General features: G+C 68.9%; 26 protein-coding genes. 11 read left to right on the top strand and 15 right to left on the bottom strand.

All coding sequences use genetic code 11. The features are described from left to right. Positions 1 to 32: 32 nt before the first annotated feature. From RS85_RS15595 to RS85_RS15605, 3 genes are read right to left on the bottom strand one after another with little or no spacing between them, the layout of a single operon-like run. Positions 33 to 794 carry an SDR family NAD(P)-dependent oxidoreductase gene (locus RS85_RS15595; protein WP_046014384.1) on the bottom strand — a complete coding sequence of 254 codons (762 nt, stop codon included), beginning with the start codon at positions 792 to 794 and terminating at the stop codon, positions 33 to 35. After that, on the bottom strand, positions 794 to 1,270 hold the full coding sequence (locus tag RS85_RS15600) for a dihydrofolate reductase (protein ID WP_046014385.1): 477 nt from the start codon (positions 1,268 to 1,270) through the stop codon (positions 794 to 796). The genes RS85_RS15595 and RS85_RS15600 overlap by 1 nt, the downstream gene beginning before the upstream one ends. Then, positions 1,267 to 2,076 (bottom strand): thymidylate synthase, encoded by an 810-nt coding sequence (locus RS85_RS15605; protein ID WP_046014386.1) that lies wholly within the window; start codon positions 2,074 to 2,076, stop codon positions 1,267 to 1,269. Before RS85_RS15605 ends, RS85_RS15600 begins: the two co-directional genes overlap by 4 nt. 118 nt (positions 2,077 to 2,194) lie before the next feature. Here RS85_RS15605 and RS85_RS15610 point away from each other — a divergent pair, with 118 nt between their 5' ends. The 3 genes from RS85_RS15610 (at position 2,195) to RS85_RS15620 (ending at position 3,713) form a co-directional block, all read left to right on the top strand. After that, positions 2,195 to 2,608, top strand: a complete 414-nt coding sequence (locus RS85_RS15610) for a thioredoxin family protein (protein WP_046014387.1) — start codon at positions 2,195 to 2,197, stop codon at positions 2,606 to 2,608. A gap of 21 nt (positions 2,609 to 2,629) precedes the next feature. After that, positions 2,630 to 3,202 (top strand): DUF4395 family protein, encoded by a 573-nt coding sequence (locus RS85_RS15615; RefSeq protein ID WP_046014388.1) that lies wholly within the window; start codon positions 2,630 to 2,632, stop codon positions 3,200 to 3,202. Positions 3,203 to 3,287: 85 nt separating this feature from the next. After that, positions 3,288 to 3,713, top strand: a complete 426-nt coding sequence (locus tag RS85_RS15620) for an OsmC family peroxiredoxin (protein WP_046014389.1) — start codon at positions 3,288 to 3,290, stop codon at positions 3,711 to 3,713. 22 nt (positions 3,714 to 3,735) lie between these two features. On the opposite strand, the gene RS85_RS15625 is transcribed toward RS85_RS15620, so the two are convergent. The 5 genes from RS85_RS15625 to RS85_RS15645 all read right to left on the bottom strand — a co-directional run bounded on the left by RS85_RS15625 (position 3,736) and on the right by RS85_RS15645 (position 9,173). Then, positions 3,736 to 4,173, bottom strand: coding sequence for a hypothetical protein (locus RS85_RS15625; RefSeq protein ID WP_046014390.1), 438 nt, complete (start codon positions 4,171 to 4,173; stop codon positions 3,736 to 3,738). Further along, on the bottom strand, positions 4,170 to 4,910 hold the full coding sequence (gene dapB, locus RS85_RS15630; protein WP_046014391.1) for a 4-hydroxy-tetrahydrodipicolinate reductase: 741 nt from the start codon (positions 4,908 to 4,910) through the stop codon (positions 4,170 to 4,172). Before dapB ends, RS85_RS15625 begins: the two co-directional genes overlap by 4 nt. A 52-nt stretch (positions 4,911 to 4,962) precedes the next feature. Continuing rightward, the gene (locus RS85_RS15635) at positions 4,963 to 5,565 is read right to left on the bottom strand and encodes a histidine phosphatase family protein (RefSeq protein WP_046014392.1); all 603 of its coding nucleotides are present in this window, start codon (positions 5,563 to 5,565) and stop codon (positions 4,963 to 4,965) included. A 70-nt stretch (positions 5,566 to 5,635) separates the two neighbouring features. After that, positions 5,636 to 6,676, bottom strand: a complete 1,041-nt coding sequence (locus RS85_RS15640; protein ID WP_046014393.1) for an aldo/keto reductase — start codon at positions 6,674 to 6,676, stop codon at positions 5,636 to 5,638. Between the two features lie 220 nt (positions 6,677 to 6,896). Further along, positions 6,897 to 9,173, bottom strand: coding sequence for a polyribonucleotide nucleotidyltransferase (locus RS85_RS15645; protein WP_046014394.1), 2,277 nt, complete (start codon positions 9,171 to 9,173; stop codon positions 6,897 to 6,899). A gap of 367 nt (positions 9,174 to 9,540) precedes the next feature. Between RS85_RS15645 and RS85_RS15650 the strand changes: the two genes are divergently transcribed. Further along, positions 9,541 to 10,851: a UDP-glucose dehydrogenase family protein gene (locus RS85_RS15650; protein ID WP_046014395.1), complete on the top strand. Its 1,311-nt coding sequence runs from the start codon at positions 9,541 to 9,543 to the stop codon at positions 10,849 to 10,851. A 13-nt stretch (positions 10,852 to 10,864) separates the two neighbouring features. Here the strand turns inward: RS85_RS15650 and RS85_RS15655 are convergent, their stop codons facing one another. Next, positions 10,865 to 12,805, bottom strand: coding sequence for a GDSL-type esterase/lipase family protein (locus tag RS85_RS15655; RefSeq protein WP_046014396.1), 1,941 nt, complete (start codon positions 12,803 to 12,805; stop codon positions 10,865 to 10,867). A 139-nt stretch (positions 12,806 to 12,944) separates the two neighbouring features. Here RS85_RS15655 and RS85_RS15660 point away from each other — a divergent pair, with 139 nt between their 5' ends. Further along, positions 12,945 to 13,529, top strand: coding sequence for a DedA family protein (locus RS85_RS15660; protein WP_235282458.1), 585 nt, complete (start codon positions 12,945 to 12,947; stop codon positions 13,527 to 13,529). 37 nt (positions 13,530 to 13,566) lie between these two features. Next, positions 13,567 to 13,743, top strand: coding sequence for a DUF5302 domain-containing protein (locus tag RS85_RS19760; protein ID WP_160298640.1), 177 nt, complete (start codon positions 13,567 to 13,569; stop codon positions 13,741 to 13,743). 73 nt (positions 13,744 to 13,816) lie between these two features. Here the strand turns inward: RS85_RS19760 and RS85_RS15665 are convergent, their stop codons facing one another. Continuing rightward, positions 13,817 to 15,253 carry a cation:dicarboxylate symporter family transporter gene (locus tag RS85_RS15665; RefSeq protein WP_046014397.1) on the bottom strand — a complete coding sequence of 479 codons (1,437 nt, stop codon included), beginning with the start codon at positions 15,251 to 15,253 and terminating at the stop codon, positions 13,817 to 13,819. Between the two features lie 147 nt (positions 15,254 to 15,400). On the opposite strand from RS85_RS15665, the gene RS85_RS15670 reads away from it, so the two are divergent. After that, a complete protein-coding gene (locus RS85_RS15670) occupies positions 15,401 to 16,684 on the top strand; it encodes an ATP-binding protein (RefSeq protein ID WP_046014398.1) in 1,284 nt (427 codons plus the stop codon). Further along, entirely contained in the window at positions 16,681 to 17,376 is a 696-nt protein-coding gene (locus tag RS85_RS15675; protein ID WP_046014399.1) for a response regulator, read from the top strand. Before RS85_RS15670 ends, RS85_RS15675 begins: the two co-directional genes overlap by 4 nt. A gap of 50 nt (positions 17,377 to 17,426) precedes the next feature. Here the strand turns inward: RS85_RS15675 and RS85_RS15680 are convergent, their stop codons facing one another. Next, positions 17,427 to 18,071 carry an FMN reductase gene (locus tag RS85_RS15680; RefSeq protein ID WP_046014400.1) on the bottom strand — a complete coding sequence of 215 codons (645 nt, stop codon included), beginning with the start codon at positions 18,069 to 18,071 and terminating at the stop codon, positions 17,427 to 17,429. Position 18,072: 1 nt separating this feature from the next. Continuing rightward, a complete protein-coding gene (locus tag RS85_RS15685) occupies positions 18,073 to 19,299 on the bottom strand; it encodes an LLM class flavin-dependent oxidoreductase (RefSeq protein WP_046014524.1) in 1,227 nt (408 codons plus the stop codon). A gap of 110 nt (positions 19,300 to 19,409) precedes the next feature. Between RS85_RS15685 and RS85_RS15690 the strand changes: the two genes are divergently transcribed. Further along, complete coding sequence (locus tag RS85_RS15690) at positions 19,410 to 20,540, top strand: acyltransferase family protein (RefSeq protein ID WP_046014401.1); 1,131 nt, start codon at positions 19,410 to 19,412, stop codon at positions 20,538 to 20,540. A 9-nt stretch (positions 20,541 to 20,549) separates the two neighbouring features. Next, positions 20,550 to 21,425 (top strand): serine hydrolase domain-containing protein, encoded by an 876-nt coding sequence (locus RS85_RS15695; protein WP_046014402.1) that lies wholly within the window; start codon positions 20,550 to 20,552, stop codon positions 21,423 to 21,425. Here RS85_RS15695 and efeB read toward each other — a convergent pair. The 3 genes from efeB to efeU are packed head-to-tail and all read right to left on the bottom strand — an operon-like array spanning position 21,422 to position 24,932. Beyond that, positions 21,422 to 22,732, bottom strand: a complete 1,311-nt coding sequence (gene efeB, locus RS85_RS15700; protein ID WP_082087658.1) for an iron uptake transporter deferrochelatase/peroxidase subunit — start codon at positions 22,730 to 22,732, stop codon at positions 21,422 to 21,424. The two genes, RS85_RS15695 and efeB, sit on opposite strands and share 4 nt — an antisense overlap. A gap of 26 nt (positions 22,733 to 22,758) precedes the next feature. Continuing rightward, the gene (gene efeO / locus RS85_RS15705) at positions 22,759 to 23,991 is read right to left on the bottom strand and encodes an iron uptake system protein EfeO (protein ID WP_152642443.1); all 1,233 of its coding nucleotides are present in this window, start codon (positions 23,989 to 23,991) and stop codon (positions 22,759 to 22,761) included. After that, positions 23,988 to 24,932, bottom strand: a complete 945-nt coding sequence (gene efeU / locus RS85_RS15710) for an iron uptake transporter permease EfeU (RefSeq protein WP_082087670.1) — start codon at positions 24,930 to 24,932, stop codon at positions 23,988 to 23,990. The genes efeO and efeU overlap by 4 nt, the downstream gene beginning before the upstream one ends. A gap of 118 nt (positions 24,933 to 25,050) precedes the next feature. Between efeU and RS85_RS15715 the strand changes: the two genes are divergently transcribed. Next, positions 25,051 to 26,055, top strand: a complete 1,005-nt coding sequence (locus tag RS85_RS15715; RefSeq protein ID WP_046014404.1) for an isopenicillin N synthase family dioxygenase — start codon at positions 25,051 to 25,053, stop codon at positions 26,053 to 26,055. Positions 26,056 to 26,061: the final 6 nt, after the last annotated feature.

Here is a 26,061-nt window from a genome sequence, read left to right on the forward strand (position 1 = left end):
GGACGCGACGATTCGGATGACGGCTCCGGCGATCAGACCCGTCCGCGCCGGGCGACACCCGACGTGAGCGAGCTCGGCAGCAGGCGGGTCAACGCCACGATCGCCTTGTAGCGCAGTGACGGGATCGACACGGGTCGGCCGAGGGCGGCGTCGCGCAGCCCCGCGCGAACCACATCGGGGGCGTTCAGCCACATGAACGCCGGGACGCCCTCGTGCCCGGCGGCGAGCCCCATCCGCTCGTGGAAGGTCGTGTGCGTGAATCCCGGGCAGAGCGCGGTGACGCTGACACCGTCGCGCGCGTACTCGGCGTTCGCCCAGCGGCTGAAGCCGATCAGCCACGCCTTGCACGCGGAATACGTGGAGCGGGAGATGAAGCCGGCGACGGATGCGACGTTGATGATGCGACCGCCGCGACCGCGCATGGTCTGCAGCGCCGCGTGCATGAGCCGCATGGAGGCTTCGACGTGCACGCGCAGGTGGCGGACCTCGTCGTCGATGTCGTTGTCGGCGAACTGCAGCGGCAGCCCGAAGCCGGCGTTGTTCACCAGGAGGTCGATCGGGTCCGCGGCATCCCGCAGCCGATCGGCGACCTTCGTGACGCCCTCCTCCTCGGCGAGATCTGCGACGAGCACCTCGACCGCGACCCCGTGCGTGCTGCGCAGCTCGGCGGCCAGGGTGTCGAGCGCGTCCTGCGACCGGGCGACGAGGATCAGGTCCGCCCGTCGCCGTGCGAGCTGCCGGGCGAACTCGGCGCCGAGCCCGGCGCTCGCTCCGGTGATCAGTGCGGTGGGCATCAGCGCACGTATCCGAGGAAGCGGTGGCGGATGCCGGTGCGCGAGGTCTGCCACTCCCCCTCGTCGACCAAACGCCATCCGGCCTTGGAGGGAGCGTACGCGTCGCCGTCGACCTCAAGGTCGAGTTCGGTGACCTCGAGCCGGTCGGCCTCGGCGATGACGAGGCGGAAGATCTCGGCCCCGCCGATGATCCACACCCGGTCCTTGCCGCGGACGGACTCGGCGACGTTCGCCGCCCGACGCGCGCCGTCAGCAGTCCAGTCCTGCTGACGCGTGATCACGATGTTCTCGCGACCCTCCAGGGGCCGGAATCGCTCCGGAAGCGAGTCCCAGGTCTTGCGGCCCATGACCACCGGGGCGCCCAGCGTGACCTGCTTGAAGTGCGCCAGGTCCTCAGGGACGTGCCAGGGCATTCCACCCTCGGCACCGATGACGCCGCCGTGCGCCTCCGCCCAGATCAGGCCGACCCAGGTCATACCGCCACCGCCGCGCGGATCGGCGCGTGATGCTGATAGTCCTCCACGACGAAGTCCTCGTACCGGTAGTCGAGGATCGATTCCGGGGTGCGGGCGAAGCGGAGCGTCGGGTAGGCGAAGGGCTCGCGGGTGAGCTGCTCGCGCACCTGCTCGAGGTGATTGTCGTAGATATGGCAGTCGCCACCGGTCCACACGAAGTCGCCCGGCTCGAGACCGACTTGCTGGGCGATCATCATCGTGAGCAGCGCGTACGAGGCGATGTTGAACGGGACTCCGAGGAACATGTCGGCGCTGCGCTGGTAGAGCTGGCAGGAGAGCCGGCCGTCGGCGACGTAGAACTGGAAGAGGGCGTGGCACGGGGCGAGGGCCATGTCGGGGATGTCGGCCGGGTTCCAGGCCGACACGATGAGCCGGCGGGAGTCCGGAGACTGGCGGATCTGGTCGATGACCTGCGAGAGCTGGTCGATGCTCTCGCCGTCGGGCGTCGGCCAGGAGCGCCACTGCACGCCGTAGACGGGGCCAAGGTCGCCCGTCTCGTCGGCCCACTCGTCCCAGATGGTGACGCCGTTCTCCTGCAGCCAGCGCACGTTCGAATCGCCGCGAAGGAACCAGAGGAGTTCGTACGCGATCGACTTGAAATGCACCCGCTTGGTGGTGATGAGCGGGAAGCCCTTCGAGAGGTCGAAGCGGATCTGCCGTCCGAAGACGCTCGTCGTGCCGGTCCCGGTCCGATCCGACTTGTGCGTGCCGGTCTCCAGGACGTCGCGGAGCAGGTCTTCATACGGGGTCGGGACGGCTGCGCTCATGACAGCCACGATACCCGCAGGTCCGAGCGCGCGGGCGGATGCCGTGTGTCTTGGATGCCGATCGTCACGGTCGGAAACATCGACCCTCGCACCCCCGGGAGCGACGTACTCTCGAGCCATGTCGCCGGCACTCGCGGGAGGGATCGCGGCAGCACTCCTGGTGCTCGCCACGGTGATCGGGGTGACCCTGCGGCGCCGCGACGGACGCCGGCGCGACGCGGGAGCCCTCCGGTTCGACCCGGCGGATGCCGCGACTTCTGAGCTCGGTTCCCGCGCGACGCTCGTGCAGTTCAGCACCGAGATGTGCGCACGGTGCCCGCAGGTACGACGGATGCTGCACGCCTACGTTTCCGATCACGACGGGCTGCGACATGTCGAGGTCGATCTGACCCATCGGCCGGACCTTTCGGCGCGATACAAGGTGCTGCAGACGCCGACCACCTTCGTGGTCGACCGCACCGGCGCCGTCCGCGCCCGATTCCACGGCGTTCCGCATCGTCACGCCCTCACCGAAGCCCTCGCCTCCGTCTGAGGCACGAAGACTGGAGCATTCATGACCACTCCCGCAGGCATCGATCCGCGCGGTCCGCGGTTCGCCGCGACGATCACTGCTGTGTTGCTGCTCGTCGCGACGTTCCTGGCGCTGATCGGGATCTCGACCGCGCGTCTCCCCGGCACGTGGCTCACTTTCGCGCCGGGGTTCGACTTCGCCTTCGTCGGCGGCGACCCATGGGCGATCCAGGCGGCCACTCTCCTGCAGCGTGCTCTGGACCCGGGCTTCCTGCTCACCGTCGTCATCGCCTTGCTGTTCCTCTGGAGCGTCGTGTCGCCCGACACCGCGCCTTGGGGCGTGCTGTTCCGCCAGCTGGTGCGTCCGCGGCTGGCTCCCCCGGCAGAGCTCGAGGACCCGCGCCCACCGCGCTTCTCCCAGGGGGTCGGACTCTTCGTCGTCGGCGTCGGCCTCGTTCTGCACCTGAGCGGAGTCCCGTGGGCGCTGCCGGTCGCCACGGCCGCGGCCTTCATCGCCGCGTTCCTCAACGCGGCCTTCGCCTTCTGCCTCGGCTGCCAGCTGTATCTGCTCCTGCAGCGAGCGGGTCTGATCGGCCGAGCGGCATCGACCGCCTGAATCCGGTTCCGTCGGCTCCGCCCGGTCGATAGGCTGGCCGCGACGCGGAGCGCACACCGAGCACTCAGCGAGAACCGGAGGAATCATGCCCGTCACCAGCGAAGCCGCCAGCACGTGGACCGGATCGCTCATGGAGGGGTCGGGGACGGTCGCGTTCTCCTCGTCGAACCTCGGTACCTTCCCGATCAACTGGAAGGCCCGCAGTGAGGGCAGCGACACGACGACCACGCCGGAGGAGCTCATCGCGGCCGCCCACTCGTCGTGCTTCAGCATGGCGCTCTCGCACGCGCTGGCCGAGAACGGCACCCCGCCGGAGAAGGTGAACACCAGCGCTTCCGTCACGTTCAAGCCGGGTGTCGGCATCACCGGCAGTCACCTCAATGTGAACGCGGTCGTCCCGGGACTGACCCCGGAGAAGTTCCAGGAGATCGCCGCCGAGGCCAAGACCGGCTGCCCGGTATCTCAGGCACTCTCCGGCATCGAGATCACGCTCGAAGCCACCCTGGCCTGAGTCCGGTCCCTCGCCCGTCGTCTCAGCGGCGGGCGAGCCGGATCGCCTCGCGGATGCTCGCCCTGGCGTCTCTGCGGTGGCCCGCAGCGTCCTGCACGATGCCCAGGCGGTAGCGGGCGCGCCAGTCGCCCTCCGCCGCCTCGGCATCCGCGGCATAGCGCTCGATCAGCGGGTCGGCGTCCGCCCGCGCGATGCGACCGCTCGGAGTCAGCTCAGTCTCGACGGGCGGCATCCCGCCTTCGGCGTCGAGCGTTCGACCGAGGCGGTCGGCGGCGAAGCCGAACTGCATCTCCCGGATCAACGCCCACGCGCCGATCGGCGCGAGCACGAGAAGCGTGATGCCCATGCCGACGGAGACCGGCGAGCCGACCGAGATGAACATGACCGCGAGCCAGATGGCGACGGCCAGGTAGACCAGCAGCGCGGCCGCCATCAGGCCGACGCCGATGCGCGACATCATCGGCCGATGCCGATGTCGATCATGTGCTCCAGGCCCACGATCACGCCCGTGGCCTCGCGCGCGAACGGCACCGCGAGACGGATGCCGGGCGCATACGCGAGCGCCGGCTCGACCGTGTCGTGCGTGAACGTGAGGGACTCGCCCGGGCCGGACAGGATGACCTCTTGCTTGGCGACGACGCCAGGACGACGCAGCGAGTGGATCGGCACGCTTCCGACCTGCTGGCCGCGGGCGCGCTGATCCGCGTGCGGGGCACTTACCGGCCCCTGCTCCGCGCGGGCGGCGGCGATGAGCTCAGCGGTGCGCACCGCAGTGCCGCTGGGCGAGTCGATCTTGGTCGCCTGATGAGCCTCCACGATCTCGGCGAAACCGAAGAACGGCGCGGCAGCTGCGGCCAACGCCGAACCGAGGACTGATCCGAGGGAGAAGTTCGGGATGAAGACCACGCCGGTGCCGGCGGCCTCGACGAGCGGGCGCACGAGCGCGATGCGCTCCGCGGACCAGCCCGAGGTGGCGACAAGGACGTTGATCCCGCGTTCGACGGAGGCACGAACCACGTCGATGCTGATCTGCGGCGAGGAGGCGTCGACCACGAGGTCAGCCCCCTGCAGCTCGGAGAGATCGCTCGACGAGGTCAAGACACGGCTCACCTCGAACCCCTCGAGCTCGTCGATCACCGCGTGGATGATCCTTCCGAGCTTCCCGGTTCCGCCGACGAGTGCCACCTGAGAGGTCATGGCTCCAGTCTATGGAGCGGGCGTGCGCATCCGGCTCGGGCGCGCGGAGGCGTCAGACCGGCACCGGGTCGGGGATGCCCGTGCGGAGCTCGACCGGCAGATGCCCGGTGTCGTTGTGGTTGAGCAGCGTCCACGGTCGTCCCTGCTTCTGCGCGATGATCGTCAGACCGCAATGGGCCTGGTTGAGCGTCATCCAACGCCACTCCGGCGCACCGAGCACCTCGCGCACGAACCAGGAGATGACGAAGTTGTGCGTGATGAGAACTTCGTGCACCTCGCCGTTCTTGCGCATGAGGAACTCGTTCACGGCATCGGCCATCTGCGCTCGACCGGCATCGATCTCGGCATCCGAGATCGAGCCGAAGAACGGCTCGAACGCGGCGGGAGTCTCTTCCGTCATGCCTGTGGGGACGCAGTCGAAGAGCAACGCCGTGGGCTCCGGGTCGACCGACGGGAGCCGGCCGGCGATGGCGCGCGCCGTCTCATTGGCGCGCAGCAGCGGTGAATGCCAGACGGCGTCGAGCGGAAGACCCGAGAGCCGATCCGCGATCAACTCGGCCTGACGCTGCCCTCGCGGCGAGAGGGGTCCGTCGGCGAGGCCGTGCTCGGCATCCTGATGTTCACCGTGTCTGACCAGATATATGTAGTGCGTCACAAACTCGCTCGCTTCATCGCCAGCATCCGCCGGGCCTCTCGTCCACCCTATGTCACGGGTCGGACGATACTCAGTTCCCCGCGCGTGTGAGGTCGGCGACCTGCGTGCGCGAGAGGGTGACGCCCGCTCCCTGCATGAGTTCGTCGACGTGATCCGTCGCGAACGTGTTCACGATCGGGGCGGCGACGGTGCGCTGTGCCAGCAGCCACGCGATGGAGACGGCGGCTACCGGCACCGCGAGATCGGCGGCGACCTGGTCCAACGCCTTGAGGATCTTGATGCCGCGACGGTTGAGATGACCGCGCAGCTGCTCGCCGCGAACGCCCTGCGACGTCAGTGCCTTGCTGCGGTGGCGACCGGACAGGAATCCGTGCTCCAGGGCATGCGAGGGCGTGACCGCCAGGTTCTGCGCGCCGGCCACCAGACGGAGGTCGCCTTCGAAAGGCTGGCGGCGCAGCAGGTTGTACGGCGCGTCGATCACCTCGATGCGCGGGTATCCGGCAGACGCCAGGATGCGCGCCTCGACGAGTCGCTCCGGTGCGAACCCGAAGGCGCCGACGGCGCCGATCTTGCCGGCGTCCTTGAGCCATTCCACCGTCGCGAGAGTGTCTTCGACGTTCGTCGTGCTGTCGAGCGTCGCGTCGAGGTACAGCACATCGATCCGCTCGACGCCGAGTCGTGTCAGCGATCCTTCGACGGCGCGCACGAGATTCACCGAGCCGAGGCCCGGATTGTCGGCATGGGCGCCGATGCGCACGCTGAGGATCGCCCTCTCACGTCGACCGCGCGACCTCAGCCACTGACCGATGATGTGCTCGCTTCGTCCGCCGGAGAAGCCGTCTGCCGTGTGGATGGCGTTGCCGCCGAACTCCACGTAGCGGTCCAGGATGCCGTGGCTGGTCTCGAGGTCGACGTTCCAGCCGAATTCCGCGGCGCCGAGCATGAGCGGGAACGTCTCGAAGCCGGTCTCGCCCAGCGGCATGCGGACGGTCTCGCCGACTCCGGGTCCGACGATCGGGATCGGAGCGGATGGGTGCTCGGCAGGCGCCTGCTCGGCAGCCCCGCGGGCTCGCTCGTCCGACGCTCCTGCGCCTACGCTGAACAACCGCATACTCTCTCACCCCCGCGTCGATCGGTGCGTTTCCGACCTGCGTCACTGCCTCTGGTGCACCCCCCGGTGCGTACTTCGAGGGTAAGCGACATCGGCGAACACCCCGACCAATCCGGGGAACGGCGCGAAAACTTCCGATAACGGTTTGATCACGTCTCGCACGACGAAGCCCGGGCCCGTCCTGTGCGGACGGACCCGGGCTCCGGTTCGATCGTGACGCTTACTCGGCGGCGGCGTCTTCCGCGGGCGCAGCCTCAGCGGCGGGCGCCTCGTCGATGACGGGCTCGAGCGAGAGCTTGCCACGGTCGTCGATCTTCGTGATCTTCACGAGGATCTTCTGACCGACGGAGAGCACGTCGTCGACGTTCTCGACGCGCTTGCCACCGGCGAGCTTGCGCACCTCGGTGACGTGCAGCAGTCCGTCCTTGCCGGGCAGCAGCGAGATGAAGGCGCCGAAAGTGGCGATCTTCACGACGGTTCCGAGGAACTGCTCGCCGATCTCCGGGTTGGTCGGGTTGGCGATCGCGTTGACCTGCGCACGCGCGGCCTCGGCCGAGGGGCCATCCGTCGCACCGATGTAGACGGTGCCGTCCTCCTCGATGGAGATCTGCGCGCCGGTCGTGTCCTGGATCGAGTTGATCGTCTTGCCCTTCGGGCCGATCAGCTCGCCGATCTTGTCGACCGGGATCTGCACGCTGATCACGCGAGGCGCGGTGGGCGCCATCTCGTCAGGAGCGTCGATCGCGGAGTTCAGGACGTTGAGGATCGTCAGACGCGCGTCGCGCGCCTGGGTCAGCGCACCCGCGAGAACCGACGTCGGGATGCCGTCGAGCTTCGTGTCGAGCTGGATGGCGGTGATGAACTCACCGGTACCCGCGACCTTGAAGTCCATGTCGCCGAGAGCATCCTCGGCACCCAGGATGTCGGTGAGCGCCGCGTAACGGGTCTCACCGTCGACCTCGTCGGACACGAGGCCCATCGCGATGCCGGCGACCGGTGCGCGCAGGGGCACACCGGCGTTCAGCAGCGAGAGGGTCGACGCGCAGACGGAGCCCATCGAGGTCGAGCCGTTGGAGCTCAGCGCCTCGGACACCTGACGGATCGCATACGGGAACTCCTCGCGGCTCGGCAGCACCGGCACGAGAGCGCGCTCGGCGAGGAAGCCGTGCCCGATCTCGCGACGCTTCGGCGAACCCACGCGACCGGTCTCACCGGTCGAGTAGGGCGGGAAGTTGTAGTGGTGCATGTAGCGCTTGCTCGTCGTGGGCGACAGCGAGTCGATCTGCTGCTCCATCTTGAGCATGTTCAGCGTGGTGATGCCCATGATCTGGGTCTCACCGCGCTGGAAGATCGCGGAGCCGTGCACGCGCGGGATGACCTGCACCTCGGCGTCGAGCGGACGGATGTCCGCAAGTCCACGACCGTCGATGCGCGAACCCTCGGTGAGGATGCGACCACGGACGATCTTCTTCGTGACGGACTTGTACGCCGCGGAGAACTCGAGCGGGGCTCCGGCAGGCAGCTCGTTCGCCTCGGTGGCCTCGATGAGCTGTGCCCGGACGCGGTCCTTGATCGAGTCGTCGGCGCTCTGACGCTCGGTCTTGTCGGCGATCTGGTACACGCCGACGAGGTCGTCGTAGGAACGGCCTGCGACGAAGTCGTAGACCTCCTGGCTGTACGCCGGGAAGACCGGGTAGACGCCCGGCTCCTTCGACGCGGTCGCCGCGAGCTCGGCCTGAGCCTTGACCAGCTGAGCGATGAAGGGCTTCGAGGCCTCGAGGCCCTGGGCCACGATCTCCTCGTTCGGCTTGGTGGCGCCGGCCTTGATCAGGTTCCAGCTGCCCTCGGTGGCCTCAGCCTCGACCATCATGATGGCGACGTCTTCCGTGCCATCGGACTTGGTGACGACGCGACCGGCGACGATGAGGTCGAACACGGCCTCGCCGACCTGCTCGGCGTTCGGGAACGCGACCCACTGGTCGGCGTTCTCGCCGTGGCCGGGGATGAACGCGAGGCGCACACCGGCGACAGGGCCCGAGAACGGCAGACCGGAGATCTGCGTCGAGGCGGAAGCAGCGTTGATCGCCAGCGCGTCGTAGTACTCGCCCGGAGCGATCGACAGCACGGTGATGACGACCTGGACCTCGTTGCGGAGACCGTCGACGAACGACGGGCGCAGGGGACGGTCGATCAGACGGCAGACCAGGATCGCCTCGGTCGAGGGGCGACCCTCGCGACGGAAGAACGAGCCGGGGATCTTGCCGGCGGCGTAGGAGCGCTCCTCGACGTCGACCGTCAGCGGGAAGAAGTCGAAGCCCTCGCGCGGGTGCTTGCCTGCGCTGGTGGCCGAGAGGAGCATGGTCTCGCCGTCGAGGTACGCGGCGACTGCGCCCTGAGCCTGCTGCGCGAGGCGGCCGGTCTCGAAGCGGATGGTGCGGGTGCCGAAGCGGCCGTTGTCGAGAACGGCCTCGGTGGCGGTGATTTCAGGACCTTCCAAGAGGTCTCTCCTTCTTTGTTTAGACTCGCGAGTCCGTATGACGCGCGAGCATGTTCAAAGGAGCGGAACGGAAGGGTCCGGGCGCGCGGGCATGTTGCCCCGCGAATGACGCCTGCGCTGGCCACCAGTAGAAAGTCACCCGACAACGCCTGCCGAGGAACCCACCACAGGGGACCAGCTTCTCCGCCGCTCGCTCCGTGAGTCGATATGAAATTGTGCGGTCGACACAGGCCGACCTCTCTCAGCCTATCAGCGGATGCCGCGGAAACCCGTGCGACCGGGGGCGGAGCGGATCGGTCACGCCCCCGCCACCCTCCGTTCACCGGCCGGATGCCGCGTCGTGCGCGGCATCCGCTGTGCTGAGCGCATGCGCATGTCAGTGATCGGTTGCGGGTACCTCGGTGCCGTGCATGCCGCAGCCATGGCCTCCCTCGGACACGAGGTCACGGGCATCGATGTCGACGAGCGGAAAGTGGCTTCCCTCACGGCGGGGACGGCGCCGTTCTTCGAGCCCCAGCTCGCCGAGCTCCTCGCGGAGGGCCTCGCATCCGGACGCCTGCGCTTCAGCAGCAGCATGGCGGATGCCGCCGGCGCCGACGTGCACTTCCTCGCCGTGGGCACACCCCAGATCGCAGGCGGGCACGCTGCCGACCTCCGCTTTGTCGATGCGGCGGTGGAGGCGCTCCTCCCCCATCTCCGCCCCGGCGACGTACTGGCCGGGAAGTCGACCGTGCCTGTCGGCACGGCCGCAAGACTGGCCGACCGCGTCTCCGGCACGGGGGCGACGCTGGTCTGGAACCCGGAGTTCCTCCGCGAGGGCTGGGCCGTCCACGACACGCTCACACCCGATCGGCTCGTCGTCGGTGCCGCCCCCGGCGACGACGGCGCCCGCGCGGTCGGTGTCCTCCGTGAGGCGTACGCCGCCGCCGTCGATGCGGGAACGCCGTTCCTGGTGACCGACCTCGCCACGGCCGAGCTCGTCAAGGGCGCCGCCAATGCGTTCCTCGCCACCAAGATCTCGTTCATCAACGCCATGGCCGAGATCGCGGAGGCCGCAGGGGCGGACGTGACACTCCTCGCCGACGCGCTCGGCCATGACGACCGCATCGGGCGCCGCTACCTCGGCTCCGGCATCGGGTTCGGGGGCGGCTGCCTGCCCAAGGACATCCGGGCATTCGCCGCGCGCGCCGAGGAACTGGGCCGCGGCGAGGCCGTCGGATTCCTGCGCGAGGTCGACGCCATCAACCTGCGTCGTCGCGACCGCGCCGTCCAGCTCGTCGTCGACGCTCTCGACGGCCTCGTCTTCGGGCGCCGGATCGCGGTGCTCGGAGCGGCGTTCAAACCATTCAGCGACGACATCCGCGACTCCCCGGCCCTCGATGTGGCGGTGCGGCTCCGGGGACTCGGAGCGGACGTCGTCGTGACGGATCCGGCCGCGATCGACAACGCACAGGCCGCGCACCCGCAACTCGGATACGCGAGAGAGCGCGACGACGCGTTGCGCGAGGCGGACGCGGTCGTGATCGTCACCGAGTGGGACGAGTACCGCCGCGATCTCTCCCCTGTGCACGCCGGAGGGCTGGTGCGCGGTCGCATCGTCGTGGACGGGCGCAACTGCCTCGATGCCGCGGCCTGGCGCGCTGCCGGTTGGCAGTACCACGGCATGGGCCGTCGCTGAGCGCGATTCGCCCTCAGGAAACCGAGACGCCTCGCGTCGCGGATGACCGACCGAGGTAGACGTAATCCTCGTGCTTCGCGGAGCGCCCGTCCCCCGCTGCTCGACCGTGCAGCCGTCGCCACACCCAGGGCAGGGCATGGCGGCGCCACCAGACACCGGCGCCGATCGTCTCATGCTCGTGCAGCGCCGCATCCAGCGCGCCGAGCGCGTCGGCATCCGGAACACCCAGGACCTCGGCCGCGCGATAGGCGAGGAACCGGTGCCCCCGGCTGCTCAGATGCACGAGATCCTCGCCCCAGTTCTGACGCTCCGGCAGCGAGGGGTGCAGGTCGGTATCGATCAGGATCGCGCCGGTGCGCGCGGCGACCCCGGCGAGCGCGGTCGCGAAGGCCGAGAAGCGGCGCGTGTAGATCGAGGCGGCACGTCGTGCGGGGAGGAACGGCGTGACGAGGACCACATCGGCACCGATCTCGCGGAGCTGGACCACGGCCTCCTCGAGACGCGCGGCGAGCGCCGTCATGTCAACCCGGTGCTTCACGAGGTCGTTGGCGCCGATGAGGATCGAGACCAGGTCGGGACGCAGCTGCAGCGCGCGCTCCAGCTGTGTCCCGCACACGTCGCTCACGCGCTTCGAGCGGATCGCGAGGTTGGCGTAGTGGAGTCCGCCGCGCGCGGCGAGCAGCAGGGCGAGCCGGTCGGCCCATCCGCGCAGGGCGCCATCCGGAGCGGGGTCGCACAAGCCCTCGGTCAGGGAGTCGCCGAGTGCGACGTAGCGCCGCCATCGCCGTGGAGTCACCGACGCCGTGGGCTCCGGCCTCACCACTCGGCGAGCGCGGGCGCGCGCGTCCACGCCGTGCAGCATCCGCGCATCCTCGAAGTGTCCGACGAGCTGGTCGCACACACTCGCCCAGCTGCGTCCCTGCACCGCCTCTCGTCCGGCATCGCCGAACGCCCGGCGCTTGCGCGCATCCCCGGCGAGGTCCGCCACCCGCATCCTCATGTCGTCGAGGTCGCCCGGCCGGTAGAGCCAGCCGTCGATCCCCATGCGGACGAGATCGAGCGGGCCGCCGCGGCCGGTCGCGATCACGGGCACGCCGCTCGCGTGAGCCTCCTGCAGGGTCTGACCGAAGGTCTCGCTCTCCCCGGGGTGCACGAACAGGTCGAACGACGCCATGGCGGCGGCGAGCGCATCGCCGTCGAGGTGTCCCAGGAAGAGGGCGTCCGGCAGCAGCGCCTCGAGCCGTGACCGGGTCGGTCCGTCGCCCACGATGACGAGACGCGTGCCAGGGATGCCGTGCAGGGCGGCGAGGTCCTCGACCTGCTTCTCCGGTGCGAGTCGGCCGACATAGCCGATCACCACCTCCGCACCCCACGACGCGCGCAGTTCGCCGCTGCGTCGTGAAGGTTGGAAGCGCTCGGCATCCACGCCTCTCCCCCATCGGCGCACCCGGTCGATGCCGAGAGCTGCGAGCTGCTGCGCCGATTCCGCGGAGGGGGCGAGGGTCAGGGTCGCTCGTCGGTGGAGGCGGGCGATATGCGTCTGGGCGAGGCCCGTGGTCGCCGCGATCCGATATCGCTCGGTGTAGGCGGCGACATCGGTCTGGTACGCCGCGACGGATGCCACGTCGAGCCTCTCGGCGGCGAGCACACCGCGCCAGCCGAGCGCGAACGGCGAGGCGAGGTGAACGACGTCGGGTTCGAAGCGGCGGAGCGAAGCCGCGACCCGATGGGCCGGCGACGTTCCGACCCGCACATTGCGGTACCCCGGGAGGGCGAGGCTCGGGATGGCCTCGATGCGCGCGCCGCTGACCTCCTCGGGGATGCCGACGGCTGCGGGCGCGATCACATGGGCTTCGTGCCCGCGCTGCTCGAGGTGCCGCAGGATCTGCATCACCGATCCGGTGACGCCGTTCATGTGCGGAAGGAAGGATTCCGTGATGATCGCTACTCTCACACCCTCAGGATGACGGCGGGAAGACACCGCTCTCGCCGGAAACGGGACGAACCACCAGATGTTCACCGGATGCTGGATCGCAGGTCACCGGCTATCCGGCCTTTGGTTCCCGTTCACCGTCGCACGGCACAGTGAAGCGGTGTCGACCGACCTGCTCGCCGAAACGCTCGCCGGCCCGTGGAGCCTGGTGCTGATGAGCCTCCTCGTCGTCGGCGATGCCTTCCTCGTGGTGATCCCGGGCGAGGTCGCGGTGACGGCGCTCGGTGCCCTCGCGGTCACGACCGGCGCGCCGCTGCTGTGGGCCGTCATCGTCTGCGCGGCGGTCGCCGCGACCGTCGGCGACGTGTGCTGCTATCTGATCGGAAGGCTGGTCGGCACGGACCGCTGGCGCTGGATGCGGGCACCGCGCGTGCAGCAGGCGCTCGCGTGGGCGAGGCGGCGTCTCGACAGCGGCACGGCCACCGTGCTCTTCACCGCCCGCTTCGTGCCGTTCGCGCGGCTCGCCATCAACCTCGTGGCGGGAGCATCGCGCATCCATCCCCCGCGCTATCTCGCGCTCGTCGCTCTGGCTGCGACAGGGTGGGCCGTCTACCAGGCGGCGATCGGTGCCGCTGTCGCCGCGATCGTGCCCGGCGGACCTCTCGTGGCCGTGCCGGTCTCGATCGCGGTGGCCATCGGCGTCGGTCTGCTGATCGACGCCCTCACCCGCAGACGACGGACGTGAACACCTCCTCTTCGCGAGCGTGCTCTAGGCTCGGGGCATGAGCACCGAAGAAGGCGCCACCTCCGCTGAGGAGATGAAGCGCAAGTTCAAGGAAGCGCTCGAGAAGAAGAACGCGCAGCACCGACAGGGCGAGTCGCACCTCGACGGCGACTCCGCCGTGCACGGCGCAGCCGCCCCGCAGACGCGGCGCGAGTTCCGACGCAAGAGCGGTTGACCACACGGATGCGGGGCCGGAATCATCCGGCCCCGCATCCCTCTCTTCGCTCGCGAGATCAGTCCCGCAGGGCTCAGGCCTGTGCCGCGCGATCTCTGGCCCGCTGCTCCTTCGCGGACATCTCGGCGACGGCGGACTCGCTGAGCTCCTGCACCCCCGCCGCCTGCGGAGCATCCGACATCCCATGCGCATCCACGCCGTCCATCAGCGACTCGTCGAAGGGCAGCTCTCCGCTGAGCACCCGGCGGGTGCGATCCCGGTCGATCTGCTTCGTCCAGGTGCCGATGAGGAGGGTGGCGACGGCGTTGCCCGTGAAGTTGGTCAGCGCGCGCCCCTCCGACATGAACCGGTCGATACCGACGATCACGCCGACGCCGTCGACCAGATCCGGGCGGTACGCCTGAAGCCCACCGGCGAGGGTGGCGAGGCCGGCGCCGGTCACTCCCGCAGCGCCCTTGCTCGCGATGATCATGAACACCAGGAGGCCGATCTGCTCGCTGATCGACATCGGCTGGCCCATTCCCGTCGCGATGAACAGCGATGCCATCGTCAGGTAGATCGCGGTGCCGTCGAGGTTGAACGAGTACCCCGTCGGAACAGTGATGCCCACCACGGGCTTCGAGACGCCGACGTGCTCCATCTTCGCGATCAGTCGCGGCAGCGCGGATTCCGATGACGACGTGCCGACGATCAGCAGGTACTCGCGTCCCAGGTACTTCATGAGCGAGAAGATGTTCACCCGCGTGACGGCCCAGAGCAGCACGCCGAGCACCACCACGATGAACAGGATGCAGGTGATGTAGAAGGCGACCATCAGGATGCCGAGGCTCCAGATCGCCGCGACCCCGGTCTTGCCCACCACGGCCGCGATCGCACCGAACGCGCCGATCGGAGCGAGCCACAGGATCATGCCGAGGATGCGGAACACCAGCTTCTGGAGCTGCTTGACCGCGTCCATGATCGGAGCGCCCCGGTCGCCGAGCCCCTGCAGGGCGAACCCGACCAGCAGCGCGATGAACAGCACCTGGAGCACGCTCTCCCCCGTGAAGGCCGAGAAGAAGGTGGCGGGGATGATGGCGAGGATGAACTCCTGCGTGGTCTTCGCCTCGCCCTCGGCCTCATACGTGGAGCCGGCCATGTCGAGGCCGGAGCCAGGGTGGATGATGTTGCCGACGACCAGGCCGATCGCGAGCGCGAAGGTCGACATGACCATGAAGTAGAGCAGCGCGAGCCCGCCGATCTTCCCGACCGTCGCCGCCTTCGCGATGGATCCGACGCCCACGACGATCGTGCAGAAGATGATCGGCGCGATCATCATCTTGATCAGCGCCACGAAGCCCTTGCCGAGCGGCTCGAAGCTCTGCCCGACCTCCGGCCAGATGAGCCCGACGAGGGCGCCGAGCACCACCGCGATGATCACGGACACGTACAGCCAGGTGTGCCGATCCCAGGACTGCTTTCCGCGTCGCCAGTTGAACCCCGGCAGACTGAACCCCGTTGTGATGGCCATGTTTCCTCCTCGATCATGAACGTCGTCGTGTCATGTGTGCGGCGGCTTCCGCGTCGCCGATGAGATCCACCGTCGCCGAGTTCACGCGACGGCGCGATTTGTGGTCGTATTGGTCACTACCCAGATCGCCGACGACCGGAGGATGCGATGGCTCACCTCTCTGACGGCCGCAGCACGGCATCACGGGTCTTCGTCGTGCTCCTCGGCGCCGCCGTCGTGATCGGCGTGCTGGTCGCGGTGTTCCTGGTCGTCGAAGCGCAGCGCGCCATCCGCGCCGAGGCGGAGCGGGTGACGGCGGCGACCGCGGTGTCGCTCGCCGCCTCGCCGGACGTCGTGTCGGCCTTGAGCGCCGGGGACGAAGACAAGGCGACGCGGCGGCTCGAGCCCTACGCGCTGGCCGTCATCGACGAGGCCGGCCTCGACTTCATCACCGTCATGACCGTCGACGGCATCCGCGTCACGCATCCCGACGCCGAACAGATCGGCGGACGATACCTGGGGACGATTCCTGCATCGCCGCAGACCCTCACCGAGGAGTTCACGGGAACTCTCGGGCCCTCCGTGCGGACGATCGTTCCTGTCGAGGATGCCGGCGGCACGCTTCGGGGCTGGGTCGCCGCGGGGGTGACGACCGAGTCGATCAGCGAGACCCTGGTCCGGCGGCTCCCGCTTTCCCTGGGCATAACCCTCGGTCTCGTCGCGCTCGGCACAGGCGGGGCCGTGTTGGCCCGCTGGTTCACTCGGCGCATCGCCGGCGACCTGCCTCCCGGCCAGCTGCGCGACGCGGTGTCCTCCTACGAGTCCATTCGCACGCTCGGCGAAGCGCTGCGCGCGCAGACCCACGAACACGGGAATCGCATGCACACCGCCGTGGCTCTTCTCGAACTCGGACGACGCGATGAGGCGATCGAGATCCTCACCGAGACCTCCCGGCAGAGTCAGTCGCTCGTGGATCAGGTCACCGCACGCAGCCAGGGCGACCCGGCCGTCGGCGCCCTCCTGCTCGGGAAAGCGTCTCAGGCGAAGGAGCGCGGCATCGACTGGCGGGTCCATATCGACCCCGCCACTCCGCGGTCGCCGCTCTCGACGGTCGACAGCGTGTCGGTGCTCGGCAACCTCATCGACAACGCGATGGATGCCGCCGCCGAGTCGGACGACCGCTGGGTCGCGGTCTCCCTGCGGCCGACGGCGGATGGCGGTATCGATCTCGAAGTCTCCGACAGCGGACCGGGGATTCCCCACGACCGGCGCGAGCAGATCTTCCAGCGGGGCTATTCGACGAAACCGGCGGATGCCGAGGGGCGCGGCATCGGGCTGGCGCTGGTGCGCTCTGTCGTCACGGATGCCGGTGGCACGGTGACGGTCACGGAGGATCCGACGACGTTCCGCGTCGTGCTGCCTGCGGCGGGCTCGCGGAGACGACGCGCATGATTCGCACGCTGCTGGTCGACGATGATGCACTCACCCTCGAGTTGCACCGCGACTATGTTGCGCGCCTGGACGGCTTCGAGGTGGTCGGCGAATGCAGCGGCGCCCGCGCGGCGGTGAGCGCAGTGCTGGATCGCCAGGGGGCCGAAGCCTTCGATCTGATTCTGCTCGACATCACCATGCCGGACGGGTCGGGGATCGACGTGCTCCGCGCACTCCGTGCCCGCGCCGCCTCGGTCGACGTGATCGCCGTCACGGGGGTTCGCGACGCGGAGACCGTGCGGCAGATGGCCGCGCTGGGCGTCTTCCACTACCTGGTGAAGCCGTTCCCCTTCGCCGTCTTCGCAGAGCGCATGGAGCAGTACCGGTCGCATCGGGAGCAGGCCAGGACCACCGACGGAGAAGCGACTCAGGCGGAGATCGACGCGCTGCTCGGACGCTCGACGGGCACGATCTCGCTCCCCAAGGGCCTGTCGGCCGCCTCCCTCGATCGGGTCTCGACCGCCGTGCGCGCGACCGGTCCGCTGTCGGCGAGCGAAGCGGCCGAGCGCCTCGGCATGTCACGCGTGGCCGTGCGGCGCTACCTCGAGCACCTCGCTGCCGAGGGCGTCGTCACCCGGAGCGCGCGATACGGCGCCCGTGGCCGCCCGGAGACCGAGTATCGCTGGAACCGCGGAGCAGCCCACGGCGTCTGAGTTCAACGGGGAAGGCGCCCTGCGTCGAGAACCGAACCGGACGACGGAGGTCACTCCCCCGCGAGGCCCCCGAGCAGATGACCGAACGAGCGACCCTCACCGAGATAGGTGGCCGGGTCGTACGGGTCGGCTGCCGAAGCGGCGTCGCGACGGGCGATCGCCTCGGCGAGCTCGCGCGCACCCTTCTCGACGCGTGTGGCGAGCGGAGCGACATCGTCGCCCGAGCCGCCCCAGTCGCTCGACGCCGCGAACACGCCCGTCGAGACCGCCTCGGCGTGCAGGTAGGCGAACAGCGGACGGATCGCGTAGTCGATCGCCAGCGAGTGCCGAGCCGTCCCTGCGTTCGCGCCGATCAGCACCGGCTTCCCGGTGAGCGCATCGGGGTCGAGCACGTCGATGAACGACTTGAAGAGTCCCGAATAGCTCGTGGAGAAGATCGGCGTCACCGCGATCAGCGCGTCGGCCGACACCACGGTGTTGATCGCCGTCTCGAGCGCCGGCGGCGCGAACCCGGTGAGCAGGTTGTTGGTGATGTCGTGCGCATAGTCGCGCAACTCGATCACGTCGACACTGGTCTCGATGTCCCGCTCACGGAGCGCTTTGACGGTCTCGGCCGCGAGCCGATCAGCGAGCATGCGCGTGGAAGACGGGTTCGACAGCCCGGCGGAGACGACCGCGATGCGACGAACGGTCATCTCAGGCACCCTTCCGGCTCAGCCCGAACGCCGCGCCTGCGGGAGCCGGGGTGTCCTGGTAGGGCGAATCGCCGGTCAGGTTGTCGCCCCGGTTCGCACCGGGCCGGGCCTGACGGGTCGGGCCGTCGCCGAACTCCGCTTTGACGCGCGCGGCGTGGGTCGGAGCATCCGGCACCGCCTCCGGGCGGTCCTTCGCGAGCTCCTTGCGCAGCACGGGGACGACCTCAGCGCCGAGGATGTCGAGCTGCTCGAGCACCGTCTTCAGCGGAAGACCCGCGTGGTCGATGAGGAACAGCTGACGCTGGTAGTCGCCATAGTGCTCGCGCATGGCGGCGTAGCGGTCGATGATCTGCTGCGGGGATCCGACCGTGAGCGGAGTCATCTCGGTGAAGTCCTCCATGCTCGGACCGTGACCGTAGACGGGGGCGTTGTCGAAGTAGGGGCGGAACTGGTTCACCGCGTCCTGCGAGTTCGCCGCCATGAAGACCTGACCGCCGAGACCGACGATCGCCTGCTCCGGTGTGCCGTGACCGTAGTGCGCGTAGCGCTGGCGGTAGAGCTCGATCAGCCGCTGGTAGTGCTCCTTCGGCCAGAAGATGTTGTTCGCGAAGAACCCGTCACCGTAGTAGGCGGCCTGCTCGGCGATCTCGGGCGTGCGGATCGAGCCGTGCCAGACGAAGGGCGCGATGCCGTCGAGCGGACGGGGGGTGGAGGTGAAGCCCTGCAGCGGAGTGCGGAACTTGCCCTCGAAGTCGACGACGTCCTCGCGCCACAGCTTGTGCAGCAGCGCGTAGTTCTCGATCGCGAGAGGCAGTCCCTGGCGGATGTCCTGCCCGAACCACGGGTACACGGGCCCGGTGTTGCCACGACCGAGCATGAGGTCCATGCGTCCGTCTGACACATGCTGCAGCATCGCGTACTCCTCCGCGATGCGCACCGGGTCGTTCGTGGTGATGAGCGTGGTCGAGGTCGAGACGATCAATCGCTCGGTCTGCGCGGCGAGAGCCGCGAGGAACGTGGTGGGGCTGGACGACCAGAAGGGCGGGTTGTGGTGCTCGCCGATCGCGAAGACGTCGAGTCCCACCTCCTCGGCGTGCGTGGCGATGGTCAGGGTCGCCTTGATGCGCTCCTGCTCGCTGGGCGTCTCGCCCGTGGTGGGATCGCGCGTGATGTCGCTGACCGACATGATGCCGAACTGCATCGCCTGCGCGCCTGACTGCTCGCTCATGATCACTCCATCTTCCTCGAATCGGATGCCGAGCATCCTCTTCTATTCACTTGAATGTATATGAGTCAACGCGGTGGGGCCAACTTTATTCCCGGCGGTAGCCTCGAAGGATGAGCAACGCAGCCGCGGCCCCCTCGGGCCCCACCACGGGGGCGACCGCCCGCCCTCGCCGCCGTGTTCCGTTCTGGGACAACGCTCGTTACGCCTGCATCGTGCTGGTCGTGCTCGGCCACGCGATCCAGCGGCTCATCTACGACTCGGACATCGCCTTCGCGTTCTACCTCGCCCTGTACGCCTTCCACATGCCGGCGTTCGCGATCATCTCGGGCTACTTCTCGAAATCCGGCTCGCCCACCCGGACCCAGATGGCGCGCGTCATCACCGACATCATCGTGCCGTACGTGATCTTCGAGGTGCTCTGGACGCTCACCAAGTGGCTCGTCGAGGGCCAGGCGAACCCGAACATCACCAAGCCGTCCTGGACGCTGTGGTTCCTGCTCGCGCTCGGGATCTTCCGACTCGTGCTGCCCTACCTCGCCCTCCTGCGCTGGCCGTTGTTCTGGACCGTCGTGATCTCGATCGGCGTCGGATACCTCCCGAACGTGGACAGCACCTTCTCGCTCTCACGCACCCTCGGCCTGCTGCCGTTCTTCGCATTCGGATGGTGGCTCCGAGAGCGTGACGTCGTCGCCCGCCTCCAACTGCTCGACTTCCGTCCCTGGTGGGTGCGGGTCGTGGCCCTGGCGGTGCTCGCGGCGACCGGCTGGGCCGCATGGAACTGGCTCCCCGTCTGGCAGGCGGTCGACCTGCGTCACTGGCTCTTCTACGAGGACTCGTACGCCGACCTCGGCGGGGAGCAGTGGTGGGCCGGCGGCGTCCGACTGGCGCTGATGCTCCTCGCGGTCGTGCTGTGCGCGGCCTTCTTCGCCCTGATCCCCCGCGGGACGTACTGGTGGACGCATTTCGGTCAGTACACGATGTATGTGTTCCTGCTGCACTCCTTCGTCCTGTACCCCTTCCGTGAGACCGGCGCCCTGCGTGACCTCGAACCGACGTGGATCTGGCTCCCTCTCGTCACGCTGCTGTCGGTGGTGGTCGCTCTGGCCCTCGCGACCAAGCCCGTGCGGCGGTTGTTCCGTCCGCTCGTCGAACCACGGCCGACGTGGCTCTTCGCAGATCCCGCTCTCGCCTCCCGCGAGGGCCGCAGGAACGATCCGACCGGATCCCGCAGGCCGCGATAGCCTGAGCGGATGACCCGCGCGCTGACCCTCCGCGATCGGATCGTCGGCAGGGTCGAGGACACCGGATTCGGGGCGCACGGGTTGCACGTGCTCGTCGATGCCGAGGTCGCGGAGCACCGTTGGACCGCCGACATCCGTGAGGACGTGCACTCGGTGGCGAAGGGCGTCTGCGTCCTGGCATCCGGGATCGCCGCAGACGAGGGCCTGGTCGATCTCGACGAGCCGGTCTCGGCGTACCTTCCCGGCTTCATCCTCGGCAGCGGGGTCGAACACGTCACGCTCCGCCGTCTTCTGAGCATGTCGAGCGGCGTCGACTTCCCGTGGTCGGAGACGATGATGACCGACTGGCCCGATCTCGCGCGTGAGTTCCTCGGCCGCCCGTCGCGGGGTCGCGTCTTCCAGTACTCGAACGCCAGTACCTACACCGCGATGACGGCGCTCGGCGCCCGCGTCGGCGATGTCGGAGACTACATCGACACGCGGCTGCTCGCACCGCTCGGCATCCGGGACGTCGAATGGGAGCGCTGCCCGAACGGCCGGATCGCAGCCGGCGGCGGACTCCCGCTGCGCACCGAGGAGATGGCCCGCATCGGACGACTGATCCGCGACCGCGGCGTGTGGGAAGAGCGACGCCTGCTGTCAGCCGCGTGGGTCGACGCGATGCATGGCGCCTGGGCACCGGCGGGCACCGGTCCGGGCTACGACCGGTACGCGCTCGCGGGCTGGGCAGGGCCTGGCGGAGGCTGGAGACTCCACGGCGCCCATGGCCAGCTGCTGATCTTCGCGGAGGACGCGGTGGTGACGATCAGCGCGTCCGATCATTTCGGCGCTGACGCCATCGCCGAGTTCGTCGTGGAGGCGATCGAGGAACCCGATTTCCTCTAGGCGAACAGGTCCGCGCCCACGTACGACCCGGGCTTCACGCCGGCAGGGATCGCCCAGATGCCGGAACCCACGTGCCGGATGTACTCGCTCAGCAGGTCGGTCGACAGTCGCCGCTGCAGAGAGATGAACTGCTCCGGATCGCGCTGATACGACAGGAAGAACAGTCCGGCGTCGAGTCGACCGAGCTCGTTGTTGCCGTCGACGTAGTTGTATCCGCGGCGAAGGATCCGGATGCCGCCGTTCTGCTCGGGGTGCGCGAGCCGCACGTGACTGTCCGCATCGATCGATGCCCCGCCGAAATCGGGCGCCGTGAACTCGTTCCCTCCGGAGAGCGGGGCGCCCTCCCCCTTGTCGCGGCCGATGATCGTGTCCTGTTCGGCCAGACGCACCCGATCCCAGGTCTCGATCAGCATGGCGATCTTGCGCGCCACGAGGTACGAGCCCCCGGTGAGCCACGCGGGCTCGTCGTCGGCCGCGACCCAGACGTGATCCGCGAGAGCCGCCTGGTCGTCGGCCAGGATGTTGGCCGTCCCGTCCTTGAAGCCGAAGAGGTTCCGTGGCGTCGCCTGCTCCGAGGTCGTGCGCGACGTCTTGCCGAATCCCAGCTGCGACCAGCGCAGCCGTGCGCGCCCGAATGCGATCCTGCTCAGGTTGCGGATCGCGTGCACCGCCACCTGCGGGTCGTCGGCGCACGCCTGGATGCACAGGTCGCCGTGCGACGCCTGCGGATTCAGATCATCGGCCAGGAAGGCCGGCAAGCGCTCCAGCCCCGCCGGACGGAGGGCGGCGATGCCGTAACGATCGCCGTCCTCGTCCTCGAACAGCCCGGGACCGAAGCCGAAGGTGATGGTGAGGCCGGCAGCGGGGAGTCCGAGCGCCTCGCCGGTGTCGTCGGGTGGCGCCTCCGCCGGACCTCCGACCGCACCGCTGGCGCTCACCTCGAGCCCTTGCGTCATGCGAGCGGCGGCGTACGACCAGTCCTGCAGCAGCGAGATGAGGTCATCACGGTCGGTGCGCGGCATCATGTCGAAGCTCGCGAAGTGCAGGTGATCCTGCACCGAGGTCGTGATACCGGCCTGGTGCTCGCCGAAGAACTCGTGGACGGGCCGCGCCTCTTCCTGCGCCTGGGCGCGCCCGACCGCGACACCACCGGCGAGACCGGCGCCCGCTCCGACCGCGAGACCCGCGACACCGCCGCCGATCGCCAGGCCCAGAAGGCCACGACGGCTCAGCCCGGTGGGAGCGGATGCCGCGGCCGTGTCGCCCGCTTCCGGGTCGGCTGCGGCATCCGCTTCTGGTTCGTTCACGTCCGCGATCGTATCCGTTGCGTCGGTCAGTCCAGGACCGTGCCGGTGAGCTGCGAAAGAGGTTCGGCCAGCGCGTTGATCAGATCGGTGAACTCCCGCTTGTTCTCCTCTGTGAGCTCGGCGTAGCCCACGAAGCCGTCGGCGAGCGAGCCGTGTGCCGCAAGCGACTCTTCGAGCGCGGCGTAACCGGCCTCGATCTCCTCGACGAGCGCCTCGCCGTCGTCGCCCTGCGCGGCGGCGAAGTCCTGGACGAGCGAGAACGCCATCTTCGATCCCTCGACGTTCGCGGCGAAGTCGTAGAGGTCGGTACCCGACCACCAGTCTTCCTCGCCGGAGATCTTGCCGGTGGCGACCTCGTCGAGCAGCGCGATGGCGCCGTTCGAGATGCCGCCGATCCCCTGGTCGTCCAGGGCTGTGGTGAAGTCGTCCGAGTGCACGTAGTCGTAGAGCTCCTGCACGTCGGCGAGGAGCAGGTCACCGAAGTCGGCGCGCTCCACCGGCGTGGACGGTGCCCAGTCCTGCCAGGCCGGGGTCTCGCCGTCCGCGTTCAGCGCGTCCTGAGCCGGGACCCAGAGGTCTTTCTCGATGCGGTGGAAGCCAGTCCAGTCGAGTCCCTCGGCGACGGCGTCGACCTCGCGGTAGTCGATCCGGGGGTCCAGGTCGCCGAGCGCCTCGGCCACCGGCTCGATGCGCTCGTAGTAGGCACGCACCTGCGGGAAGAGGGCTCGCGCGGTCTCGTCGTCGCCCGCTTCGTAGGCGGCGACGAAGTCCTCCACAGCCGGAACGAGCTGACCGACCTGATCCTTCACGAAGGCGGCGTAGAGGTCGACGGCCTCCTGCTTCTGCTCGGCATCCGGACCATCGACGGCGACGCGGTCACCCGTGACGGTGAACGCGGTCTTGCCGACGCCCTCGCCGATCATCCCGGGCTTGCACAGCGTGAAGTAGTCGCCGGGCTGAGCGACGACCGTGAGCGTGCGCGAGGCGGCCGGGGCGATGTTCTCGACCTCGCCGACGATGCGCAGACCGTCTTCGGCGAGGAGGTAGAACTCGGAGACCTGCCCGGTGTCGTTGGTGACGTCGAACGTCAGGGTGCCGCTCTTCGCCGTCGTGGCCGAGACGGCGCAGTCGCCGTCGGTGGAGGAGACGTCGAAGGCCGCGGTGGCGTCGACGTCGTTCTTCGCGACGCAGCCGCTCAGGACGAGCGCGGCGGCACCGGTGGCGGCTACCGCCCCGAGGATCCGGTGGAAGGTGGTCATGCTGCTCCTTGTGATGAGGGGGAGGTCGAGACGAGCTGCGGCTTCGTCGGAGCCTCGGGCTTCGACGGACGCCGCGAGCGGAGGCCGCGGATGTACAGGAATCCGACGGTGAGGATGTAGAGCGTCCAGGCGGTCACCTGGAGCCAGGTCATCGCCGGCATGAAGCCGACGGTCGCCTGCAGAATCACAGCCAGCGGTCCGCCGGGCGCGATCGTGGCTGAGACGTCGAACGCCCAGCCGAACGGGAACCCGGCGGCGCCGACGACGACGCCGCCGGTCACCGCGTCGATCGGGGCCGCCGCGGTGAACGGACCGGGCAGAGCGCCGGCCTCCTGAAGATCCATGACGGCGTAGGCGAGCACGCCCGCCGCGACGATCACCAGGAAGCCGCCCGTCCATGCGAAGAACCTCTGCAGGTCGAGTCGCACGGCGCCGCGAGAGATCAGCCAGCCGACGATCACTGCCGCGACGAGCCCGAGCAGAGCGCCGAGCAGCGCCGAGGGCGCATCGCCGAAGGACTGCACCATCGACCAGAGCAGCAGCGTGGTCTCGATCCCCTCGCGGGCGACCGACACGAAGCCGATCGCGATGAGCGCCCAGAGACCGCCTGCCGTGAGGGCCCGGTCGATCCCACCCTCGAGGGTCGCCTTCATCGTGCGACCGGCGCGCTGCATCCAGAAGATCATCCAGGTGACCATGGCGACCGCGAGCAGCGAGAGCCCGCCGCCGATCAGCTCCTGCGCGGTGAAGGTGAGCTCGTACGCCCCGAAAGTGAGCACGGCGCCGATGCCGAGGGCGACGGCTGTGGCGAGGCCGACGCCGGTCCAGAGCTTCGGCAGCGCGTCCTGGCGGCCCAGCCTGCGGAGGTAGGCGACGAGGATGCCGACCACAAGGGCGGCTTCAAGGCCTTCACGAAGACCGATGAGGAAAGTGGCGAGCACGGAACGACTCTCTGGAGAAAGACTGAGGTAAGGCATCCCTTACCTCGAAGACTCTAGCACCGGGTAATGCGGCGCAACACACGCCCACCAGTCTCGGAACCCGACGTAGCCTCGGTCCATGGCTGAACTCTCGCTCCCCATCCTCGACCTCTCCCAGCTCGACGAAGGCCTCGACGCCGCCGCTCGATTCCGCGACGACCTGCGCGCCGCGACCCACGACGTGGGGTTCTTCTACCTCACCGGAACGGGCATCTCCCCCGAACTCGAGGCGCGTCTCCACCGCGCGGCGCTGGACTTCTTCGCACTCCCCGAGGCCGACAAGCTCGCCATCGAGAACGTGAACAGCCCGCATTTCCGCGGCTACACCCGTGTCGGCGGAGAGCGGACGCAGGGCAAGGTCGATTGGCGCGAGCAGATCGACATCGGGCCGGAGCGCGAGCCCGTCGAGGAGGGACCGGCATTCAACCGCCTCATCGGTCCGAACCTGTGGCCGTCTGCCCAGCCGGAGCTGCAGGACGTGGTCGCCGAATGGCATGCCACGCTCTCCGAGGTCGCTCGCAAGCTTCTTCGCGCCTGGGCGCAGACCCTCGGCGCCGACGAGACGTACTTCGACGATCACTTCGGAGAGCCGTCGACCCTGATCAAGATCGTCCGCTACCCGGGTTCGACAGAACCCGAGCCGCAACAGGGCGTGGGCGCGCACAAGGATTCCGGCGTGCTGACGCTCCTCTGGGTGGAACCCGGAAAGGGCGGGCTCCAGGTCGAGCGCGACGGCTCCTGGGTCGACGCTCCCCCGGTTCCCGGCGCATTCGTCGTCAACATCGGCGAGCTGCTCGAGTACGCGACGGGCGGTTACCTCAAGGCCACCAACCACCGTGTCGTCTCGCCGAAGGCACCCGACGAGCGCATCTCGATCCCCTTCTTCTTCAACCCCGCCCTCGACAAGCGCCTCCCGCTGATCGAGCTCCCCGCCGAGCTCGCGGCCGAGGCGAACGGCGTCACGGAAGACCCGAACAACCCCATCCATGCGCTCTACGGAGAGAACGCGCTGAAGTCGCGCCTGCGCGCGCACCCGGATGTGGCGGCCATCCACCACGCCGACCTCGTGGGCGCTCCCGTCTGAGGCGAG

It is taken from the genome of Microbacterium sp. SA39 (genome assembly GCF_000967865.1).
Lineage (GTDB): Bacteria > Actinomycetota > Actinomycetes > Actinomycetales > Microbacteriaceae > Microbacterium.

Excerpts from the sequence above, each read along its gene's own strand:
- RS85_RS19760 (WP_160298640.1), top strand. The coding sequence starts at position 13,567 with ATGAGCACCGAAGAAGGCGCCACCTCCGCTGAGGAGATGAAGCGCAAG.
- RS85_RS15595 (WP_046014384.1), bottom strand. The coding sequence starts at position 794 with ATGCCCACCGCACTGATCACCGGAGCGAGCGCCGGGCTCGGCGCCGAG.
- RS85_RS15690 (WP_046014401.1), top strand. The coding sequence starts at position 19,410 with ATGAGCAACGCAGCCGCGGCCCCCTCGGGCCCCACCACGGGGGCGACC.
- RS85_RS15610 (WP_046014387.1), top strand. The coding sequence starts at position 2,195 with ATGTCGCCGGCACTCGCGGGAGGGATCGCGGCAGCACTCCTGGTGCTC.
- RS85_RS15685 (WP_046014524.1), bottom strand. The coding sequence starts at position 19,299 with ATGAGCGAGCAGTCAGGCGCGCAGGCGATGCAGTTCGGCATCATGTCG.
- RS85_RS15640 (WP_046014393.1), bottom strand. The coding sequence starts at position 6,676 with ATGCGGTTGTTCAGCGTAGGCGCAGGAGCGTCGGACGAGCGAGCCCGC.
- RS85_RS15605 (WP_046014386.1), bottom strand. The coding sequence starts at position 2,076 with ATGAGCGCAGCCGTCCCGACCCCGTATGAAGACCTGCTCCGCGACGTC.
- efeO (WP_152642443.1), bottom strand. The coding sequence starts at position 23,991 with ATGACCACCTTCCACCGGATCCTCGGGGCGGTAGCCGCCACCGGTGCC.
- RS85_RS15600 (WP_046014385.1), bottom strand. The coding sequence starts at position 1,270 with ATGACCTGGGTCGGCCTGATCTGGGCGGAGGCGCACGGCGGCGTCATC.
- RS85_RS15650 (WP_046014395.1), top strand. The coding sequence starts at position 9,541 with ATGCGCATGTCAGTGATCGGTTGCGGGTACCTCGGTGCCGTGCATGCC.
- RS85_RS15620 (WP_046014389.1), top strand. The coding sequence starts at position 3,288 with ATGCCCGTCACCAGCGAAGCCGCCAGCACGTGGACCGGATCGCTCATG.
- dapB (WP_046014391.1), bottom strand. The coding sequence starts at position 4,910 with ATGACCTCTCAGGTGGCACTCGTCGGCGGAACCGGGAAGCTCGGAAGG.
- RS85_RS15695 (WP_046014402.1), top strand. The coding sequence starts at position 20,550 with ATGACCCGCGCGCTGACCCTCCGCGATCGGATCGTCGGCAGGGTCGAG.
- RS85_RS15665 (WP_046014397.1), bottom strand. The coding sequence starts at position 15,253 with ATGGCCATCACAACGGGGTTCAGTCTGCCGGGGTTCAACTGGCGACGC.
- RS85_RS15715 (WP_046014404.1), top strand. The coding sequence starts at position 25,051 with ATGGCTGAACTCTCGCTCCCCATCCTCGACCTCTCCCAGCTCGACGAA.
- RS85_RS15680 (WP_046014400.1), bottom strand. The coding sequence starts at position 18,071 with ATGACCGTTCGTCGCATCGCGGTCGTCTCCGCCGGGCTGTCGAACCCG.
- RS85_RS15670 (WP_046014398.1), top strand. The coding sequence starts at position 15,401 with ATGGCTCACCTCTCTGACGGCCGCAGCACGGCATCACGGGTCTTCGTC.
- RS85_RS15625 (WP_046014390.1), bottom strand. The coding sequence starts at position 4,173 with ATGATGTCGCGCATCGGCGTCGGCCTGATGGCGGCCGCGCTGCTGGTC.
- RS85_RS15675 (WP_046014399.1), top strand. The coding sequence starts at position 16,681 with ATGATTCGCACGCTGCTGGTCGACGATGATGCACTCACCCTCGAGTTG.
- RS85_RS15615 (WP_046014388.1), top strand. The coding sequence starts at position 2,630 with ATGACCACTCCCGCAGGCATCGATCCGCGCGGTCCGCGGTTCGCCGCG.